This is a genomic window from Flectobacillus sp. (genome assembly GCF_049240685.1).
In the GTDB taxonomy this organism is placed as follows: Bacteria; Bacteroidota; Bacteroidia; order Cytophagales; family Spirosomataceae; genus Flectobacillus.
This window is the reverse complement of the sequence record NZ_JBMLSD010000119.1, coordinates 17,227-35,653: the sequence shown is the minus strand read 5'-3', so window position 1 is coordinate 35,653 and position 18,427 is coordinate 17,227. Positions and strand designations below refer to the sequence as shown.

Genomic DNA, 18,427 nt, shown 5'->3' with positions numbered 1-18,427 from the left:
AGTCTTATCCCTAATTTAACGATTTAGTGATAGCGCAAATGAGTGATTATGTTAATATTTAGATTCTCCGAGTAGAGACGCAATGCTTGCGTCTCGATGCTTGCGTATCAAACCAAGTAAAATCTAGCATAGTAGCATCAAAAAAGCGGTCGAAAAAATATTTTTCGACCGCTTTTTTGATAAAAACTTGGAGAATAATCCCAATCCTAAAAGTTCAGGACGACTCCTGTTTGATACAAATTTGTTATGTCTTACTCGGCTTAAGACGCAAAGCATTACATCTCTACACCTAGGATACAAAAATTAGAATAATCAATCATACATTCCATCTCAACTCTCAGAATGTGGAATGATTCTGTTGATTTGATTTAACTACTGAAAGCTTCAAATTCTCAAATTCAAAACTCCCCCAATCATCAACTCCCCAAATTTTCAAATCATCAAATTTTCAAATTCTCAAATTCCCAAATTTTCAAATTCCCAAATCCCCAAATCATCAACTCCCCAAATCCTCAAATCTTCAAATTCCCAAATCATCAAATTTTCAAATTTTCAAATTATTAAAACTATTTTCTCAAATCCTGTAATAGTTTACTCGAGAATAAGAATTCATTTAATTCAGGAACGGTATTTTGAAGAATATTAGAGTTATCGCCTTCCCACAATTTTTTGCCTTTATACAAAAACATAATGCTTTCTCCAATTCCCATTACCGAACTCATATCATGGGTAATAACTACTGTAGTAATCCCAAACTCGTCCGTAATTTCTTTGATAAGCTCATCTATTTTGACTGAAGTTAAAGGGTCTAGGCCAGAGTTTGGTTCGTCACAGAAAAGATATTTGGGGTTCATTACAATAGCCCGAGCAATACCCACACGCTTTTTCATACCACCCGAAATTTCGGAAGGGGTACGCTGTCCTGCATTTTCCAAACCTACCCTTTGAAGACAGAATTCCGCACGCTCAATTTTTTCCTTTTCCGACATATTGGTTAGCATATCCAAAGGAAATTTGACATTTTCTAAAACAGTTTTAGAGTCAAAAAGCGCTCCACCTTGAAATAGTACACCCATTTCACGACGGATATCCTTTTGTATTTCCTCTGAAGAATTATGGAAATCACGGCCATCGTACAAAATATGCCCCGATTCGGGTTTGATAATCCCAATCATACATTTGAGAAGTACACTTTTTCCTGTACCACTACCACCAATAATCAAGGAGGTATCACCTGGCTTGAATTGTCCACTGATTCCTAACAATATATCTCGGCCATTGAAGGCTTTACAAACGTCTTTTATCTCTATCATACCCAAATTTAGTAGGCATTCAGAACTCGACAATACAGTTTTTAAGTTTTTTTTGGAATGGTAATAAACCTTGATAATCGGTTTATAATTTTTCGATGTGTTCTAAGTAATAATCTGCTTGTTTCAATAGCTCTTGTTTTTGATTGGTAGACATTTTATTAAGTGTTACATAAGACATACCTATCCTTGGATTCTTTTCTAATAAACTACGATTTCTTTCAAAAAAATGCCAGTAAAGACTATTAAAAGGACATGCCTTATCACCAGTTTTTTTGTTTTTATCATAAAAACAATTCCCACAATAATGGCTCATTTTGTCGATATAATTGGCCGAACCCACATAAGGTTTTGAGCCAATGATTCCACCGTCTGCATATTGGCTCATTCCACGGGTATTGGTAATCTCGACCCATTCAATAGCGTCGATATAAATCCCCAAATACCATGCGTCGGCCTCATCAGGATGAATACCTGCCAATAGCATAAAGTTTCCAGTGAGCATCAATCTTTGGATATGATGGGCGTAGGCATAATCCAAACTTTGCCCTATGGCATGACGTAAACAAGCCATTTTGGTCTGACCATTCCAGAACCAAGAGGGAAGTTTTCTGTCATGTCCGAAGAAATTCATTTGGGCAAATTCAGGCATTTTTGCCCAGTAAATGCCACGCATATATTCTCGCCATCCAAGAATTTGTCTGACAAAACCCTCAATCTGCGCAATCGTAATCAGGTCTTGATGGATTTTCCAATATTCTACGCTTTTTTGAATGACTTCTAAAGGATGTAATAATTTGATATTAAGCGAAAAAGATAACCTAGAGTGATAAATCGACCAATAGGAGGGATGCATGGCATCTTCGTAAGTGCCGAATTGTGCCAAACAGTTTTCTAGGAAAAAGTCCAATAAGGCTAAACTCTCCTGTCGTGTAGTAGGCCACACGAAATTTTTAGCGTCGATGTTTCCAATGGAGGATACCCCAGATTGAGAAAGTAGTTGAACGATATCTTCTACATTTTTTGAGAAAACTAAAGGTTCTACAGGACGATGATCTTTGGGTAGTTTTTTACGATTATCGGCGTCATAGTTCCATTGTCCCGAAGTAGGTTCATTCCCATCCATCAACACATGATACTTTTTCCGCATCATACGATAAAAGTTTTCCATCAGAAAAGTTTTTTTTCCTTTGAAAAAAGTAACTAGCTCATCACGCTGACTCAAAAAATGTTCTGAATCAAATGCCTTTGAGGGTATTGTAAGATTCTGGCAGAAGTTTTTAAGTTGTAAATCAAGGCGATATTCATCTGGCAAAAGGTATTCAAATTGTTGAATATCTAATTCTTGAATAAGCCAAAGAAGATTTTGAGGAAGTGATTGGGTATTTATTTCGTCGTCTAGGGTGATATACGCTACCTGATGCCCTTTTTGTTTAAGTCCTTCAGCAAACTGGCGCATAGCCATAAAAAAGCCTACAATTTTCTGGATATGGTGCGTAACATAGTCAGTTTCCTGACGCATTTCCATCATTACATAAGTGACATCCTGATTTACAGATTCAAACCATGAATGTTGGCTATTGAGTTGGTCACCAAGAATAAGTCGAAGTGTTTTCATTTTCATGTAAACAAAACCGCATGATGGGAAGGATTGTTTGGTTTTTTTATGTATTATTACTGATGAAAATCTGTAATAATAAATCGTTTGACACCATGCTACACTCATTATTAAGTGGATTTTACCTCACTGTACTTTTTACACTCATTGGATATATTGTTCAAATCTTTTCCTTGATTCCTATAAGAAAAATTATGGAGGAGTTTGATTGGAGAGAAAAGCTAGTCCAAATAATTTTAGGCACTCTATTTTTTACTGGTCTTCTTGAATTACTAGCAATTGCTGAAAATGTATCTACCTTTATTTCGATTATTGGCTCTATAATGGCCTCTTCATTTTTGATTAATTTCAACTTTCTCATACTCCCTATTATTATCCTTTTTAGAAAAAGTAAGTATACTCCCGCGTTCGAATATGAGAAATGGGCTCGCCAAACAATCGATCCAACCTTAAGAATCAAAGTCTTGAAGAGTTCTATCGTAAATGCTTATGCTACGGGTATTTTACCTCAACATAAAGTGATATTGCTTACTGACAAAATGCTTGGCTCTATGGAGGAAAAGGATATTAAAAATCTTATTTATCACGAGTATGGACATTTAAGATACCATCATTTATTTTGGATGTATTTGACGCAACTTGTATGTATTACGGGAGCTTGCTTAGGGTATTTCTACCTTTCAAAAATGATAGGGGAAAACTACAATGGTTGGGTAGTTGGTATGAACGGAGGGTTTTGGGGTGGTGTTACGGTTGTCTTAGCAGGATTATTACAAAAAAGATTAGAACATCAGGCGGATAAATTTGCAGCAGAAAGTGTAGGAAAGGATGTTTATGCTGAAACCTTACAAAACCTTAATATTGCCACTAGTAGAGGGCTAGAAAAAGAAAGCTTGTCATACCCAACTCTTTTTAATCGAATAAGATATGCGTGTGGTGAAGAATTGGCAAATAAAAAGCTCTAGTACCTTTCGATACTAGAGCTTTTATGAATGTCAATATTCGAATTATTCGTGTTCTTTTGATGACAATACTGCACCAAAGTATTCACGGTTCATACGAGCAATGTTTTCCAATGAAATACCTTTTGGACATTCTGCTTCACAAGCACCTGTGTTTGTACAAGCACCAAAACCTTCGATATCCATTTGAGCAACCATTTTCTCAGCACGCATTTCACGTTCAGCTTGACCTTGTGGTAACAATGCCAACTGAGAGATTTTTGCTGAAGTAAACAACATAGCTGAGGCGTTTTTACAAGCTGCTACACAAGCACCACAACCAATACAAGCTGCTGCTGCAAAAGCTTCGTCAGCCTTTTCTTTCGCGATTGGCAATGCGTTGGCATCTTGAGCGTTACCAGTGTTTACTGAAACGAAGCCACCCGCAGAGATAATACGGTCGAAAGACGAACGGTTTACAGTTAAGTCTTTGATTACTGGGAATGCTGCTGCTCTCCAAGGCTCAACAGTGATAGTATCTCCAGATTTAAACGAACGCATGTGTAATTGACAAGTAGTTACTCCACGGTTTGGACCGTGCGGGCTACCATTAATATACATAGAACACATACCGCAGATACCTTCACGACAGTCGTGATCAAAAGCGATAGGTTCTTTACCCTCGTTGATTAATCTTTCGTTAAGAACGTCAAACATTTCGAGGAAAGACATATCCTCTGAAATTCCTTGAACGTCATAGTTTTCGAAGTTTCCTTCTGTATTGGTATTTTTTTGACGCCATACCTTCAACGTCAAGTTCATATTTCCTTCCATTTTGATACAATTTGAAGATTTGAAAATTTGAAGATTTGAAAATAGATTCACTTCGAATCTACTTTAGAACTACTAATAATCTTCGAAATAATTCGGATTATTTGAGTTAATTCTTCAATGATAACTTTTTGGGGTTTTGGGTAAGTCTCTGATAATTCACAAAGTTTTAACCAATAGCTAGTTTCATCTGCTTCCTTGGCCGCGATTTTCATTTTATGGATAAAATCTACCTTACTTTCTGCATTTTGAGCTTCCCAAACGTTAGCTCCAATAGATGTGCCTGCCCTCAACAATTGCTTGGCTATGACATATTTTTTTTGGAGTTCTAATCGCTCACTGAATTTGATGATTTCAATTGAAAATGAAAGCGTTTTTTCAACGATGATATTTGCTTTTTGATTTTGCATATTACTTGTAGGTGAGAAATAGTAGTCTCAAACCTACAAGTAATCTTTTCATTTTCAAATTTTCAAATCATCAAATTTTCAAATTATTTATAGCTACGTTGTGCAATTTTGATGTTTTCGTACACTAGCTCTTCTTTGTGTAATTCGTAGTCAGAATCGCCTTTGTACTCCCATGCAGCTACGTAAGCGTAGTTTTCGTCATCACGTTTTGCTTCGCCTTCTTCAGTTTGATATTCCTCACGGAAGTGACCACCACAAGACTCGTTACGGTTCAAGGCATCGATACACATCAATTCACCTAGTTCAAGGAAGTCGGCCACGCGACCAGCTTTCTCTAATTCAGGGTTGAATTCGTTTGCATCGCCCGGAATACGAACGTTTGACCAGAACTCTTTACGAAGTGCTTTGATTTCTTCGATAGCTTCTTTCAAACCAACTTCGTTACGAGCCATACCGCACTTATCCCACATGATTAAGCCTAATTTTTTGTGGTAGTAATCTACAGATTTTGTTCCTTGGATAGACATCAATTTGTCGATGGTATCTTGAACGGCTTTCTCTGCAGCCACAAACTCAGGAGCATCTGTTGGAATCGCTTTTGTACGAATATCTCCAGACAAATAAGCACCAATTGTGTATGGAATTACGAAATAACCATCAGCCAAACCTTGCATCAAGGCAGAAGCACCCAAACGGTTTGCACCGTGATCTGAGAAGTTTGCTTCTCCCAAAGCATAAAGACCTGGTACTGTAGTCATCAAGTTGTAGTCTACCCAAAGTCCACCCATTGTATAGTGAACCGCTGGATAAATACGCATTGGAACTTCGTAAGGGTCTTCACCAGTAATTTGCTTGTACATGTCAAACAAGTTACCGTATTTCTCTTTCACAACCTCTTTACCCATTACTTGAAGCTCCTCGGTAGATGCATTGTGCATACCTCTCTTAGTAGCTTCAACACGGCCATAACGCAAGATGGCAGCAGCATAGTCAAGGTAAACCGCTTTTTTAGAAGCACCTACACCATAGCCTGCATCGCAACGCTCCTTAGCAGCACGTGAGGCAATATCACGAGGTACCAAGTTACCAAAAGCAGGGTAACGACGCTCTAAGTAATAGTCGCGTTCGTCTTCTGGAATTTGGTTAGCTGGACGTGTATCGTTTGGTTTTTTAGGAACCCAAATACGACCATCGTTACGTAAAGACTCTGACATCAAAGTCAATTTAGATTGGTGGTCGCCAGAAACTGGAATACAAGTAGGGTGAATTTGCGTGTAACAAGGGTTACCAAAGAAAGCACCTTTTTTGTGAGCCTTCCAAGCAGCTGTTACGTTCGAGCCCATTGCGTTGGTTGACAAGTAAAATACGTTTCCGTAACCACCTGTACACAACAACACTGCATGACCGAAATGGCGCTCTAATTTACCAGAAATCAAATCACGAGCGATGATTCCACGGGCTTTGCCATCAACCATTACTACGTCCATCATCTCATGGCGAGTGTACATGGTTACATTACCCAAGCCAACCTGACGTTGTAATGCTGAATAAGCACCCAACAACAACTGTTGACCAGTTTGACCTGCTGCGTAGAATGTACGCTGTACCTGAGTACCACCAAACGAACGGTTTGATAACAAACCGCCGTATTCACGAGCAAATGGTACACCTTGCGCCACACATTGGTCAATAATATTACCAGATACCTCTGCTAAACGGTGAACATTGGCCTCTCTTGCACGGTAGTCACCACCTTTAATCGTATCATAAAATAGACGATATACAGAGTCACCATCGTTTTGGTAGTTTTTAGCAGCATTCACACCACCTTGTGCAGCAATAGAGTGAGCACGACGAGGAGAATCTTGAAAACAGAAAGCCTTTACTTTGTATCCCATTTCGGCCAATGAAGCAGCTGCTGAAGCACCTGCCAAACCTGTACCTACTACGATGATCTCAATATTCCGCTTGTTAGCGGGGTTTACTAATGGTACTGTCGAACGGAATTTAGTCCATTTCTCAGACAGCTGTCCATCAGGGATTTTAGCATCTAATCTTGGTGAAGTTGCCATAACTTAAGAATTATGTAATGATAAAAGTTTTTAGATATAGTGCTGTTAAAAGTTTAACAAACAACTATCAACTATTTGATAAGTCCTAAATGCATTGCGATAGGCATTGCAGCAAACACAACTGGGATAATAATAGCAAACCAGTTTCCGAAAGCTTTTACAAACGGAGTGTATTTTGGGTGGTTCCATCCAAGCGATTGGAATGCACTTTGCACACCATGTAATAAGTGGTATGCCAAAGAGATACAACCAAGAACATACACAACCACAGGAACTGGACTAGCAAAAACCTCTTGCATTTCTTGGAAAAGTGTTTTTTGACCGCCAGTGATTACGTCTGTAAAACGGCTTACTACCCAAAAATGCTTTAAGTGCATCACTAGAAAAAGCAACAATAATGTACCCAACAGACCCATTGAGCGAGAGTACCATGTACTATTGTCTTTTGATACAACTGCATATTGTACAGGGCGTTTTTTCTTGTTAGCCGACCACAACATCAAACCGTCTACGATGTGAGCAATAAGACCCACAAATAATCCGATTTCAGCAGTACGGATAAAAAAGTTTTTAGCCATAAATTCTGCAGCCTCATTGAAGGTTTCACCTCCGTCATTCAAAAAAATGCACGCATTGATACCACAATGGACGACAAGGAAGGCTACCAACGATAAACCTGTTACCGCCATGATGAGCTTTCGGCCCAACGAACTTGTTAATGTTTTTGTTACCCAAGACATTTTTTTTATAAGTTATTGGTTGTTAATTAGTTAACAATTAATAGGTCTGGTTCTTAATCCATACAATTAAAACCTTGTATCAATTAATTGCTATTAACTATTAATTAGTTGAAAAATTGAACCCAAAACTACAATTGAATCAACTGTCAATCAAATAATCTATAAGATTTTAGCAATTATTTATAATCTTTCTACGTTTTTGTACTGTATTATTGGATTTAGCCAACGATTTGGGAATTTAACCAACCAATAGATTTTACAGAAGTCATTTATATCGGAGGATCGTTCATAGGAATTTGTCTTTATGTTTGCTTTTCCAACTTTATGTTTGAATTTTTTGTTTTGTTAGTTGTAAAAAAAATTATTCTCTAAATTGTGCCAGCAAAGTGTGTAGCTCAGTAACGAAGTACTTGTGTTAGGTAATTCGCTTGTGCTGATCTCAAAACTTTTTTATTCACTAACGTATGAGACCAAACTTTATCTACATTCTCATTTTTAGCTTTTTTGTAGGATTTTTTTCCTTCCATTCAGCAAGGGCAACCCACATGAAAGGAGGCGAAATTACCGTGCGTCGAATCTCGAGTACAGCCCTTACCTATGAATTTACTCTCACAATTTATTGTGAAAACAATGTGGCTTGGCAGCAACAACGTGAAGTATTATTCTGTTTTGGCGATGGTTTGGGATCGCAGTGGGCTCAGCGCTCCAACGGGAATGGCCTAGGAGAAAGCATTGGGAATGGTACCATGAAAGGAATTTATAAGGCTACCTATACTTATGCCGCACCAAGTATCTATAAAGTCAATGTAGGTATTGAAAACAGAAATGCCAATGTTCGAAATATTCCTAACTCGGACATGGTTGGTTTCTATGTAGAAACTGTATTTAAAATTGACCCAGGCTTGGGGCTCAATTCAACGCCTCTGCTTATGAACCCCGCCGTAGACCTTACCGCAGTGGTTGGTCAAAGATTTATCCACAATCCCAATGCTGTAGATATCGAGGGCGATAGCTTGGCTTATCGCTTGATTGATTGTCGTACAGGTTTGCAAACTTCATGTACTGGTCGTGGTAATGCTATAGCTGGATTTCGTCAGCCAAATTTAGTGGCCTCTGCAGCTTCGAGCTTTACCATCAATAGTCGCACTGGTGATTTAATTTGGGATGTGCCCCAAGAAATTGGACTTTACAACTGTGCGTTTATCATTGAGGAATGGCGAAATGGTGTAAAAATTTCTGAGACTGTGCGGGATATGCAAATAGAGGTGAAGGATGCAGATAATAAAGCGCCTGTTATCAAAGTACCAGATGATATTTGTGTAGAGGCTGGAACCTTTATCCAACAGAATATCACTGCCGATGATACGCCTTCCAGAACTGGTAGAAAAGACCCTCTGAATTTGTATTCTACGGGGTCTGTGTATAGACCAACCGATGGGACATCCTTTTTTGCGCAGCCTTATGCTACTTTCACTGCCACTAATCCCTCAAATCCGATTGCCACTGGAATATTTCGTTGGCAAACTAGTTGTGCGCATATTCGAGAGCAACCTTATGATATTTTGTTCAAAGTAGAGGATGTGCCGCCTTCGGCAGGAACTAACATTATTCCTAAACTAGTAGATAGTAAAATCTGGAGAGTCAAAATTGTAGCCCCAAGAGTCAAAAATCTTAGAGCTACAGGTAATGCAGGCAATAAAGCAATTACCCTCACTTGGGACGCTTACGCTTGTCAGAATGCTGGTGCACAGCTAATTATTTATCGTAAGGTGGGTTGTGATAGCTTTGTGCCAAATGTATGTCAAACTGGCATTCCTGCTGGCCTAGGTTATGTAGAAATTGCGAGAGTACCTATCAACTCAACTACCTACACCGACAACAATAACCTCAAAAGAGATACTGATTATAGCTATCGTGTAGTGGCGTCTTTTGCCGCACCTTCTGGTGGTTTGAGTGTATCGTCTGACCAAGTCTGTTTGCGCTTAGAAGCTCAAATGCCTGTTATTACCAATGTTACAGTAGATAGAACTTCTTCGACCCAAGGAGAAATAACAGTCAAATGGACCCGTCCAATTGACTTTAAGCCAGATCAGTTTAAAGCGCCTTACCAATACCGTTTGTTACGTGCAACAGGGTTGACAGGGGGAACTTTTACGCAGGTAGGTGCCAACATCGATACCGATTTGTCAGGCACTGTAGCTGATACTGTTTTTGTAGATAAGAATCTCAATACACAAGACAATGCTTATCGTTACCGCTTATTGTTTTATTACACAAGTTCGACGGGCTTGACATTGCTAGATAGTACCGAGTCTGCTACTAGTGTACGCTTAACAACTACTGCTGATATTCGAAAAGTGGTGCTTACATGGCAAGCCAATACTCCTTGGTCAAACGATAATCAAACTCACCGTGTGTATCGTGAGACTCGTCCAGGTTCGGGCGTATTTACGCGTATAGCAGATGTAGCAGTTCAGGGAGCCTCTACTTATACCTTCACGGATGATGGTCAAGATAGAATTGCCTCGGATGGTACTTTCAACGTGACGATGTCTCCTGATTCTTCTTATTGTTACAAAGTTGAAACGGTTGGTACGTATAATTCGGCGAAGATTAAACCAAGTTTGTTATCCAATTTTTCACAAATCAGCTGTGCCACTCCAAAAAGCGATTTAGTGCCTTGTCCTCCCGTATTGAGCATCGATATCTTGGATTGTGATGCGTATACAAAGGATAATAATAATTGCAATTTGACAACCTTTGATAACAAACTCACTTGGACAGATGCCACAGGAGCAACATGCGACAAAGAGATTGTGAAATATACGTTGTACTACGCTTCAGGGCCTGATGGTACCTTTACCAAAATCGCTGATATTACCTCGCCGAATCCATTGCCACGTAATTTTACCCATTCAAAAACAGATTCATATATGGGTTGTTATTATATTACCGCAACCAATAAATATGGTGCCGAAAGTGCAAGAAGCAATGTAGTATGTAAGGACAACTGTCCTAGCTTCTCATTGCCAAATGTATTTACACCAAATGGAGATGGCAAAAATGATACATTCCAAGCGCTCAAATGTCCTCGTTTTGTACAAGAAGTAACCATTTCTATCTATAATCGTAATGGACAAAAAGTATATGATTATACAGGGCCAAAATTAGAGTGGGACGGCAGAGATAATGCAGGAAATGAGTCTCCTTCAGGTACTTACTTCTATACCTGTACGGTGAAATTCTTGACCTTGGATACTGCAAAAAATAGCCTAACTTTGAAAGGGTACATCGAATTGATTAAGTAATAACAACATAAATAAATTTGAAAGACGAGCCTAAGGAAAACATAGGCTCGTCTTTTTGTTATATTCGTAAAAAGTTTATGAATAATGAAAACAGCCAATTCAGACAGCCCCGATTTTGACCTCATTTTGTTTGATGGAGTATGTAATTTCTGTAATTCTTCCATCAATTTTGTAATAGAACATGATATCAACAAACGCTTTAGGTTTGCTTCTCTACAGTCTGACTTCGGGCAATCAATATTGAAGCAATATGCTATAAATCAACAAGATTTTGATTCGGTAGTACTTATTCAAAATAACCAGATTTTCCAAAAATCTGAGGCTGCTTTACGGATAGCAAAACATCTTCAAGGTTTTTGGAGCTACTTCTACTTTCTGAGATGGATTCCTCGAAGATTAAGAGATGTTGGATACGACCTTGTTGCAAAAAATAGATATAGAATTTTTGGAAAGTCAGAGGCATGTAGAATACCAAGTCCTGAGCTTCGAGAAAGGTTTTTAGGATAGAATGAAGATTACTAAGGCTTGAATTTGTATTTTTGCGGACTTCTTCCCTGATTTTTTTCAAAGGAGTAATAAAAATAACACCCTAAACAAAAGTTTCAGCGCTTTTTTCGGGTAGTTGTAGTCTGGAAATGCCAAGAGGTTGCTAAGTAATCGTATGAAAGTTTTTTGTTGAAGGTATAAGGCAAAGAATGTTAATTTTTTTTGAGTAACGTTAGATATATTTTGCCGAATGCTCAAAGCTGAAAGTCTAAGGCTGAATACTTTAATTTTGCGTATGAACTTAAAACTTAATGTACCAAACTCAACTCGGTTTTTCCTGTAGTATCAAATCCAAATAACAAAAATTCCCAAGAATGAAAGCATACGTTTTCCCTGGTCAAGGTTCTCAATTCATCGGTATGGGCAAAGACCTTTACGACAAATCAGAATCAGCAAAGGCATTGTTCGAAAAAGCTAACGAAATTTTAGGTTTTAGCATTACCGATGTTATGTTTAACGGAACCGACGAAGAGTTAAAGCAAACTAAAGTAACGCAACCTGCTATTTTTCTTCACTCTGTAATTTTAGCAAAAGAAACACCAGATTTTCAACCTGATATGGTTGCAGGTCACTCTTTAGGCGAATTCTCTGCTTTGGTTGCGGCTGGTGCACTCAGCTTTGAAGATGGTTTAGTATTAGTTTCTAAACGCGCATTAGCGATGCAAAAAGCATGTGAAGCTAATCCTTCGACAATGGCAGCCGTTTTGAACTTAGCGGATAATGTAATCGAAGATATTTGCGCCTCAGTAGATGATGTTGTGGTTGCGGCTAATTATAACTGCCCGGGGCAAGTGGTTATCTCTGGAACCAACGAAGGCGTTGCTTTGGCGGGCGAAAAATTGAAAGAAGCTGGAGCAAAACGTGTATTGCTTCTTCCTGTAGGCGGAGCGTTCCACTCGCCATTGATGGAACCTGCTCGGGAAGAATTGGCAGCAGCAATCGAAGCTACTAATTTCAGTACTCCTGTTTGCCCAATTTATCAAAACGTAAATGCACAACCTTCAACCGATGTTGCTACGATCAAGGCTAACTTGATTGCTCAGTTGACGGGTGCTGTAAAATGGACTCAATCTGTGCAAAATATGGTAGCTGATGGCGCAACTAGTTTTGTAGAGTGTGGCCCAGGTAAAGTATTACAAGGCTTGGTGAAGAAAATAGCACCTACTGCCGAAACTAGCGGTGTAGCCTTATAAAAGAGATATCAGTACAAAAAAAATCAATTTTTTTTGTACTGATAAGCTTCAAATAGTCAGTGACTTAAAGAGGGTGTTACAAATTTTGTTCAATTTTTTTTGAAAAATGACTTGACAAACAAAATAAAACGCCCTAATTTTGCACCACAATTCAGTTGTACTGACCGATGGTGTAACGGTAACACTACGGTTTTTGGTACCGTCATTCATGGTTCGAATCCATGTCGGTTAACAAAACCTCTCTTTTTAATCCATTTAATTGGAGAGGTTTTATTTTCAAGTCAGACAACAACGAATTAGATTGACCGATGGTGTAACGGTAACACTACGGTTTTTGGTACCGTCATTCATGGTTCGAATCCATGTCGGTTAACATAAAATTAGGAAGTCCTTCGTGATTCTTCGTTCAGCTAAAAGCTAACAGTTATTAACTTTAAAGTGTGATTGACCCATGGTGTAAGGGTAGCACATCAGATTTTGGTTCTGCTAGTCTAGGTTCGAATCCTAGTGGGTTAACAAAGCCTCTCAAGTTCGCTTGAGAGGCTTTATTTTTTTCTTAAAAATCCTAATGCAAAAATTCTTAGTTTGGAACAAGTTTTGCGGAGAGAACAGTTCAATAATTGAAGAAAGACCGAATACTATCTTTTTTATATAATCCTTTTTTAGTTGGTTGTTTTAAGGAGAAAATTCTTCAAAATTTGTTAAATTTGTACGATAATTGCACATAAATAAATATTTTTCTGAATACATCCAACGCGTTTTAATAATCCATTAAACCTCCCATTGCTAACGTGACATTAATTAAATCTATATCAGGAATTAGAGGAACTATCGGAGGAAAGGCAGGAGATGCCCTAACACCTTTAGATGTAGTAAAGTTTACGGCCGCATATGGTACTTGGCTTAAACGCAAAAATCCAAGCAATAAGAAAATTGTGCTGGGTCGTGACGCACGTTTATCGGGCGACATGGTATCTAAACTCGTGGTAGGTACTTTGCAAGGGCTAGGACTAGATGTTTTAGACCTAGGTTTGTCTACTACTCCAACCGTTGAAGTCGCTGTGCCTGTCGAAAATGCAGCTGGCGGAATTATCCTTACAGCCAGTCACAATCCTATACAATGGAATGCCTTAAAGCTTTTAAATGAAGTTGGGGAGTTTATTTCAGGTGCCGATGGCGAAGAACTTCTAGCTATTGCCGAAGCTGAAGATTTTGATTTTGTAGATGTGAAAAAATTAGGTTCTTATGCCCAAGATGATACTTGGATTAAGAAACACATCGATATGATTCTGGCTTTACCTTTGGTGGATAAAGAAGCCATCAAAGAACGCAATTTTAAAGTAATTGTTGATGCCGTAAATTCTACTGGCGGTATTGCGGTACCGATGTTGTTAGAAGCTCTAGGCGTAACACAAATTACAAAGTTACATTGTGACCCAACTGGAAACTTTGCTCACAATCCTGAACCTCTTCCTGAAAACTTAACAGATATTACTAAGGCAATCGAAAAAACGAAATATGACCTTGGTATTGTGGTAGACCCCGACGTAGACCGTTTGTGCTTTTTCTGTGAAGATGCTTCTCCTTTTGGCGAAGAATATACACTTGTGGCCGTGGCTGACTATATTCTCCAGCACACAAAAGGAAATACCGTTTCCAATTTATCCTCAACACGTGCGTTGCGTGATGTGACCGAAAAGCATGGAGGTAAATATTACGCTTCGGCAGTCGGAGAAGTGAATGTTGTAACCTTGATGAAATCTTCAAAAGCCGTTATTGGTGGCGAAGGTAATGGCGGGGTTATTTATCCCGAATTACACTATGGTCGCGATGCATTGGCTGGTATTGCACTATTTTTAACGCATTTGGCCAAATCTGGCAAAAAGATTTCGGTGATGCGTAAAGGATATCCTGAGTATTATATCTCGAAAAATAAAATCGAACTTACTGCCGATATTAATGTAGATGAGGTACTTGAAGCTGTCAAAAAGAAATATGCTAAAAATCCTATCAACGCAATTGATGGTGTTCGAATAGATTTTGATAAAGAATGGGTACATTTGCGTAAGTCAAATACCGAACCAATTATTCGTATTTACTCTGAGTCTGACTCAATGACAAAGGCCGAGAATTTAGCAAAAAAACTCATCAGTGATATCAAAGAGGTAGTGGCTGCTAAAATGTAGTCATTTTCTGGGTTCTTTACCGGTATAATACAAAATGTCAGAAGTAGCCCTTCTGACATTTTGTATTTATAGCTTTTCCAAGTAAGCATAGAGAAATGGTAGAGTTTTTAGCCTTCTGTAGTGTATGAAGAATTTCAAACTATTGCGGATTTGGGATTTTTGATTTCGGAAATATACCTCTTTTTACAAAATTGAATTCTAAAAAGTAGAATACACATCCGAAATCCAATATCCGAAATTTTAATAGCCCATACTTATCAACAAATATTATCAACCTTTTAGTTGAGTCATAGACTTAACTCACATATTTCCCCAACCAAATTAATATGATACAACAACGTGTTTATTTGGACAATGCCGCTACCACACCGCTCGACAAAGCAGTGATTGAGGCAATGTTACCAATGATGGAAAAAAACTTTGGTAATCCATCATCTATTCATGCTCATGGACGTGAGGTGCGTAATGCGATTGAACGTGCGCGTAAAACCGTTGCTGGACTTTTGAATACTTCTCCTGCCGAGATTTTCTTTACATCAGGTGGTACAGAAGCCGATAATACAGCGATTGCTTGCTCGATTGAAGAGTATGGTATCAAACATGCCGTAACCTCGTCGCTTGAGCACCATGCCGTGTTGCATACTTTGGAGCATTTGCAAAAGATTGGTAAAATTAAGTTGAGCTTAGTCAATGTGGACGAAAAAGGTCATATCGACCTGAACCACCTTGAAGAGTTATTAAAAGCTAATCCTAATACCTTGGTGTCGTTGATGCATGGCAATAACGAAATTGGTAATTTGTTGGATATGCAAAAAGTAGGAGAGTTGTGTAAAGAGTATGGCGCTACTTTCCATTCGGATACAGTACAAACAATGGGGCATTACAGACATGATTTGCAGAAGCTCAATATCGATTTTATTGTTGGTGCAGGTCATAAATTCCATGGACCCAAAGGAGCTGGTTTCCTCTATATTAATGCAGATAAAAAGATTCATCCATTTATTCATGGTGGTTCGCAAGAGCGTAATATGCGTGGAGGTACCGAAAATGTCTATGGAATCATCGGTTTGGCCAAAGCTTTAGAAATTGCCTATAGCGATATGGATGCTCACCGTAAGCATATCGAATCGGTAAAATCGTACATGATAGAAAAGCTGAAAACATCTTTCGATGATATTCAGTTTAATGGTGATTCTGATAATTTGGAAAAAAGCTTGTACACCGTGCTTAATGTAAGCTTTCCGCCCTCTGAAGAAGCTGATATGTTCTTGTTTAATTTGGACATTAACAAGATTTCTGCCTCTGGTGGTAGTGCTTGTACGAGTGGTTCAAATATTGGTTCTCATGTGCTTGGTGGTATTGGTGCTGATCCAAATCGTCCATCGGTGAGATTCTCTTTTTCTAAGTATAATACAATTGAAGAAATTGATTATGTGATTGAAAAATTAAATCAGATTTTGAAAGTAGAAGCATAATTCTTTTAGATAAGTTCTTTTTTCTTATCAGAAAGATTAATTCTTTGTAAAACCCTAGAGTTCAGGTTTGAATTCTAGGGTTTTTTTTGTAAATTTTGTTTAATGCCCTTTTTAAATCAACTTGGTATTTTTATAAAATTTATTCATGATGGAAGAAACAACAGCAAGTCAAACTCAGCAACCTACACTTAAAAAAGCAATCAATGCTATTCAGCTTTGGAGTATCGCCGTTGGATTGGTTATTTCGGGTGAATACTTCGGCTGGAATTATGGCTGGCAAACTTCAGGAACGATAGGTTTCTTGGTATCAACTTTGTTGGTGACCGTCATGTATATCACATTTATATTTTCTTATACCGAGTTGACTACCTCTATTCCTCATGCGGGCGGAGCATTCGCCTATGCACGACGAGCTATGGGACCTTGGGGCGGATTTATTGCAGGTTATGCCACTTTGGTTGATTTTTTGTTGGCACCTCCTGCCATTGCTTATGCATTAGGAAGTTATACCAATTTCTTAAACCCTGCAATTCCTGTTGTGCCGACGGCAATGGGTATGTATGTCATTTTTATTGCCATCAACTGGTTTGGTATAAAAGAATCTGCCCAATTTTCATTGGTGGTTACCATTCTTTCCGTGCTCGAATTGGCGGTTTTTATGGCAGTGGTAGCTCCTTATTTCAAGTACGAAAACTTTGTCGCCCATAATCCCGCACATATTACCGCCGATGGAATCTTTGCAGGAATTCCTTTTGCTCTCTGGTTTTTTGTAGCCATAGAAGGCGTAGCCATGGTAGCCGAGGAGGTCAAAAATCCACATAAAACTATTCCAATCGGCTATATCACGAGTATTTTAACATTGGCTATATTGGCACTTGGTGTCATGATTTTGAGCGCTGGTGTGGGTGATTGGCGCAGATTGATTAGTCTCGACCACCCAATTCCCGAGGCTTTGTCAATGGCCTTGGGCGAAAAGAATGCTTTGTCCAAAATCTTTGCTAGTCTAGGTTTATTTGGTCTAATCGCCTCTTTTCACTGCAATACAATTAGTTATTCTCGCCAGATTTATGCGCTTGCTCGTGAAGGGTATTTGCCTGAATTTTTATCTGCAGTCAACAAAAGATACCAAACTCCGCACTGGGCGCTTATTGCTGGCGGGCTGATTGGCTTTTTGGCGATTTTTACAGGAACTACCGACAAGATTATCATCATGTCAGGACTTGGGGCGGTGGTGATGTATGCCGTAAGTATGGTTAGCTTGTTTGTATTACGTATGCGGGAGCCTGAATTAGAAAAACCTTTCAAAGCTCCTTTATATCCTTGGTTTCCGATTATCGCTTTGGTGCTTTCGGTGGTATGTATGATTGCCATCATTTACTACAATCCTGAAATTACCTTTTTGTTTGTAGGTATCTTTTTGCTCTTACTTCCTATTTTTCTTTGGCAGAAAAAAAGAAAAAAATGGTAGTGTTTAATTTGAAGAATGATTGATTTGGTAATTTGAAAATTTGGTTTTTGAGTGATTTGAAAATTTGGTAATTTGAAAATTTGAAGATGTGGTAATTGTGGTGATTTTGTGATTTGACAATTTGGTAATTTGAAAAGTGGGTTGATTTGGTAATTTGAAAATTTGGTAATTTGAAAATTTGGTAATTTGAAAATTTGAAGATGTGGTAATTTGGGTGATTTTGTGATTTGACAATTTGGTAATTTGAAAAGTGGGTTGATTTGAGGATTTGAAAATTTGGTAATTTGAAAATTTGGTATTTGGTTGATTTGAAGATTTGGTAGTTTGAA

13 protein-coding genes and 3 tRNA genes are annotated in these 18,427 nt (G+C 38.4%); 10 read left to right on the top strand and 6 right to left on the bottom strand.

The window, feature by feature from the left end; all coding sequences use genetic code 11:
- Nucleotides 1–566 precede the first annotated feature (566 nt).
- Nucleotides 567–1,313: an ABC transporter ATP-binding protein gene (locus tag ACOVQ4_RS05545; protein WP_421819657.1), complete on the bottom strand. Its 747-nt coding sequence runs from the start codon at nt 1,311–1,313 to the stop codon at nt 567–569.
- Between the two features lie 82 nt (nt 1,314–1,395).
- The gene (locus ACOVQ4_RS05540) at nt 1,396–2,928 is read right to left on the bottom strand and encodes a cryptochrome/photolyase family protein (RefSeq protein WP_421819656.1); all 1,533 of its coding nucleotides are present in this window, start codon (nt 2,926–2,928) and stop codon (nt 1,396–1,398) included.
- A gap of 95 nt (nt 2,929–3,023) precedes the next feature.
- On the opposite strand from ACOVQ4_RS05540, the gene ACOVQ4_RS05535 reads away from it, so the two are divergent.
- A complete protein-coding gene (locus tag ACOVQ4_RS05535; RefSeq protein WP_421819655.1) occupies nt 3,024–3,893 on the top strand; it encodes a M48 family metallopeptidase in 870 nt (289 codons plus the stop codon).
- A 42-nt stretch (nt 3,894–3,935) separates the two neighbouring features.
- Here ACOVQ4_RS05535 and ACOVQ4_RS05530 read toward each other — a convergent pair whose 3' ends face one another.
- The 4 genes from ACOVQ4_RS05530 to ACOVQ4_RS05515 all read right to left on the bottom strand — a co-directional run bounded on the left by ACOVQ4_RS05530 (nt 3,936) and on the right by ACOVQ4_RS05515 (nt 7,922).
- Complete coding sequence (locus ACOVQ4_RS05530) at nt 3,936–4,691, bottom strand: succinate dehydrogenase/fumarate reductase iron-sulfur subunit (protein WP_421819658.1); 756 nt, start codon at nt 4,689–4,691, stop codon at nt 3,936–3,938.
- Between the two features lie 59 nt (nt 4,692–4,750).
- Complete coding sequence (locus ACOVQ4_RS05525; protein ID WP_421819654.1) at nt 4,751–5,110, bottom strand: four helix bundle protein; 360 nt, start codon at nt 5,108–5,110, stop codon at nt 4,751–4,753.
- Nucleotides 5,111–5,193: 83 nt separating this feature from the next.
- On the bottom strand, nt 5,194–7,182 hold the full coding sequence (locus ACOVQ4_RS05520) for a fumarate reductase/succinate dehydrogenase flavoprotein subunit (RefSeq protein WP_421819653.1): 1,989 nt from the start codon (nt 7,180–7,182) through the stop codon (nt 5,194–5,196).
- A gap of 71 nt (nt 7,183–7,253) precedes the next feature.
- Nucleotides 7,254–7,922, bottom strand: a complete 669-nt coding sequence (locus ACOVQ4_RS05515) for a succinate dehydrogenase cytochrome b subunit (protein WP_421819652.1) — start codon at nt 7,920–7,922, stop codon at nt 7,254–7,256.
- A gap of 545 nt (nt 7,923–8,467) precedes the next feature.
- On the opposite strand from ACOVQ4_RS05515, the gene ACOVQ4_RS05510 reads away from it, so the two are divergent.
- The 9 genes from ACOVQ4_RS05510 to eat all read left to right on the top strand — a co-directional run bounded on the left by ACOVQ4_RS05510 (nt 8,468) and on the right by eat (nt 18,098).
- Nucleotides 8,468–11,230 carry a gliding motility-associated C-terminal domain-containing protein gene (locus ACOVQ4_RS05510; RefSeq protein WP_421819651.1) on the top strand — a complete coding sequence of 921 codons (2,763 nt, stop codon included), beginning with the start codon at nt 8,468–8,470 and terminating at the stop codon, nt 11,228–11,230.
- An 84-nt stretch (nt 11,231–11,314) separates the two neighbouring features.
- A complete protein-coding gene (locus ACOVQ4_RS05505; RefSeq protein ID WP_421819650.1) occupies nt 11,315–11,737 on the top strand; it encodes a thiol-disulfide oxidoreductase DCC family protein in 423 nt (140 codons plus the stop codon).
- A 353-nt stretch (nt 11,738–12,090) separates the two neighbouring features.
- Nucleotides 12,091–12,969: an ACP S-malonyltransferase gene (gene fabD, locus ACOVQ4_RS05500; RefSeq protein ID WP_421819649.1), complete on the top strand. Its 879-nt coding sequence runs from the start codon at nt 12,091–12,093 to the stop codon at nt 12,967–12,969.
- Between the two features lie 161 nt (nt 12,970–13,130).
- Nucleotides 13,131–13,201 (top strand) — tRNA-Gln (locus tag ACOVQ4_RS05495).
- A gap of 70 nt (nt 13,202–13,271) precedes the next feature.
- Nucleotides 13,272–13,342: transfer RNA gene (locus ACOVQ4_RS05490), tRNA-Gln, on the top strand.
- Between the two features lie 72 nt (nt 13,343–13,414).
- Nucleotides 13,415–13,485, top strand: a tRNA-Gln gene (locus ACOVQ4_RS05485).
- 275 nt (nt 13,486–13,760) lie between these two features.
- Nucleotides 13,761–15,155, top strand: a complete 1,395-nt coding sequence (glmM, locus tag ACOVQ4_RS05480; protein WP_421819648.1) for a phosphoglucosamine mutase — start codon at nt 13,761–13,763, stop codon at nt 15,153–15,155.
- Between the two features lie 326 nt (nt 15,156–15,481).
- Nucleotides 15,482–16,630, top strand: coding sequence for a cysteine desulfurase family protein (locus ACOVQ4_RS05475; RefSeq protein ID WP_421819647.1), 1,149 nt, complete (start codon nt 15,482–15,484; stop codon nt 16,628–16,630).
- A 145-nt stretch (nt 16,631–16,775) separates the two neighbouring features.
- The gene (eat, locus tag ACOVQ4_RS05470; protein ID WP_421819646.1) at nt 16,776–18,098 is read left to right on the top strand and encodes an ethanolamine permease; all 1,323 of its coding nucleotides are present in this window, start codon (nt 16,776–16,778) and stop codon (nt 18,096–18,098) included.
- Nucleotides 18,099–18,427 lie beyond the last annotated feature (329 nt).

Bases quoted from the DNA above. Each gene is read 5' to 3' on its own strand.
- ACOVQ4_RS05475 (WP_421819647.1), top strand. From the start codon at position 15,482: ATGATACAACAACGTGTTTATTTGGACAATGCCGCTACCACACCGCTC.
- ACOVQ4_RS05510 (WP_421819651.1), top strand. From the start codon at position 8,468: ATGAAAGGAGGCGAAATTACCGTGCGTCGAATCTCGAGTACAGCCCTT.
- eat (WP_421819646.1), top strand. From the start codon at position 16,776: ATGATGGAAGAAACAACAGCAAGTCAAACTCAGCAACCTACACTTAAA.
- ACOVQ4_RS05540 (WP_421819656.1), bottom strand. From the start codon at position 2,928: ATGAAAACACTTCGACTTATTCTTGGTGACCAACTCAATAGCCAACAT.
- ACOVQ4_RS05530 (WP_421819658.1), bottom strand. From the start codon at position 4,691: ATGAACTTGACGTTGAAGGTATGGCGTCAAAAAAATACCAATACAGAA.
- ACOVQ4_RS05520 (WP_421819653.1), bottom strand. From the start codon at position 7,182: ATGGCAACTTCACCAAGATTAGATGCTAAAATCCCTGATGGACAGCTG.
- ACOVQ4_RS05505 (WP_421819650.1), top strand. From the start codon at position 11,315: ATGAAAACAGCCAATTCAGACAGCCCCGATTTTGACCTCATTTTGTTT.
- ACOVQ4_RS05525 (WP_421819654.1), bottom strand. From the start codon at position 5,110: ATGCAAAATCAAAAAGCAAATATCATCGTTGAAAAAACGCTTTCATTT.
- ACOVQ4_RS05535 (WP_421819655.1), top strand. From the start codon at position 3,024: ATGCTACACTCATTATTAAGTGGATTTTACCTCACTGTACTTTTTACA.
- ACOVQ4_RS05515 (WP_421819652.1), bottom strand. From the start codon at position 7,922: ATGTCTTGGGTAACAAAAACATTAACAAGTTCGTTGGGCCGAAAGCTC.
- fabD (WP_421819649.1), top strand. From the start codon at position 12,091: ATGAAAGCATACGTTTTCCCTGGTCAAGGTTCTCAATTCATCGGTATG.
- ACOVQ4_RS05545 (WP_421819657.1), bottom strand. From the start codon at position 1,313: ATGATAGAGATAAAAGACGTTTGTAAAGCCTTCAATGGCCGAGATATA.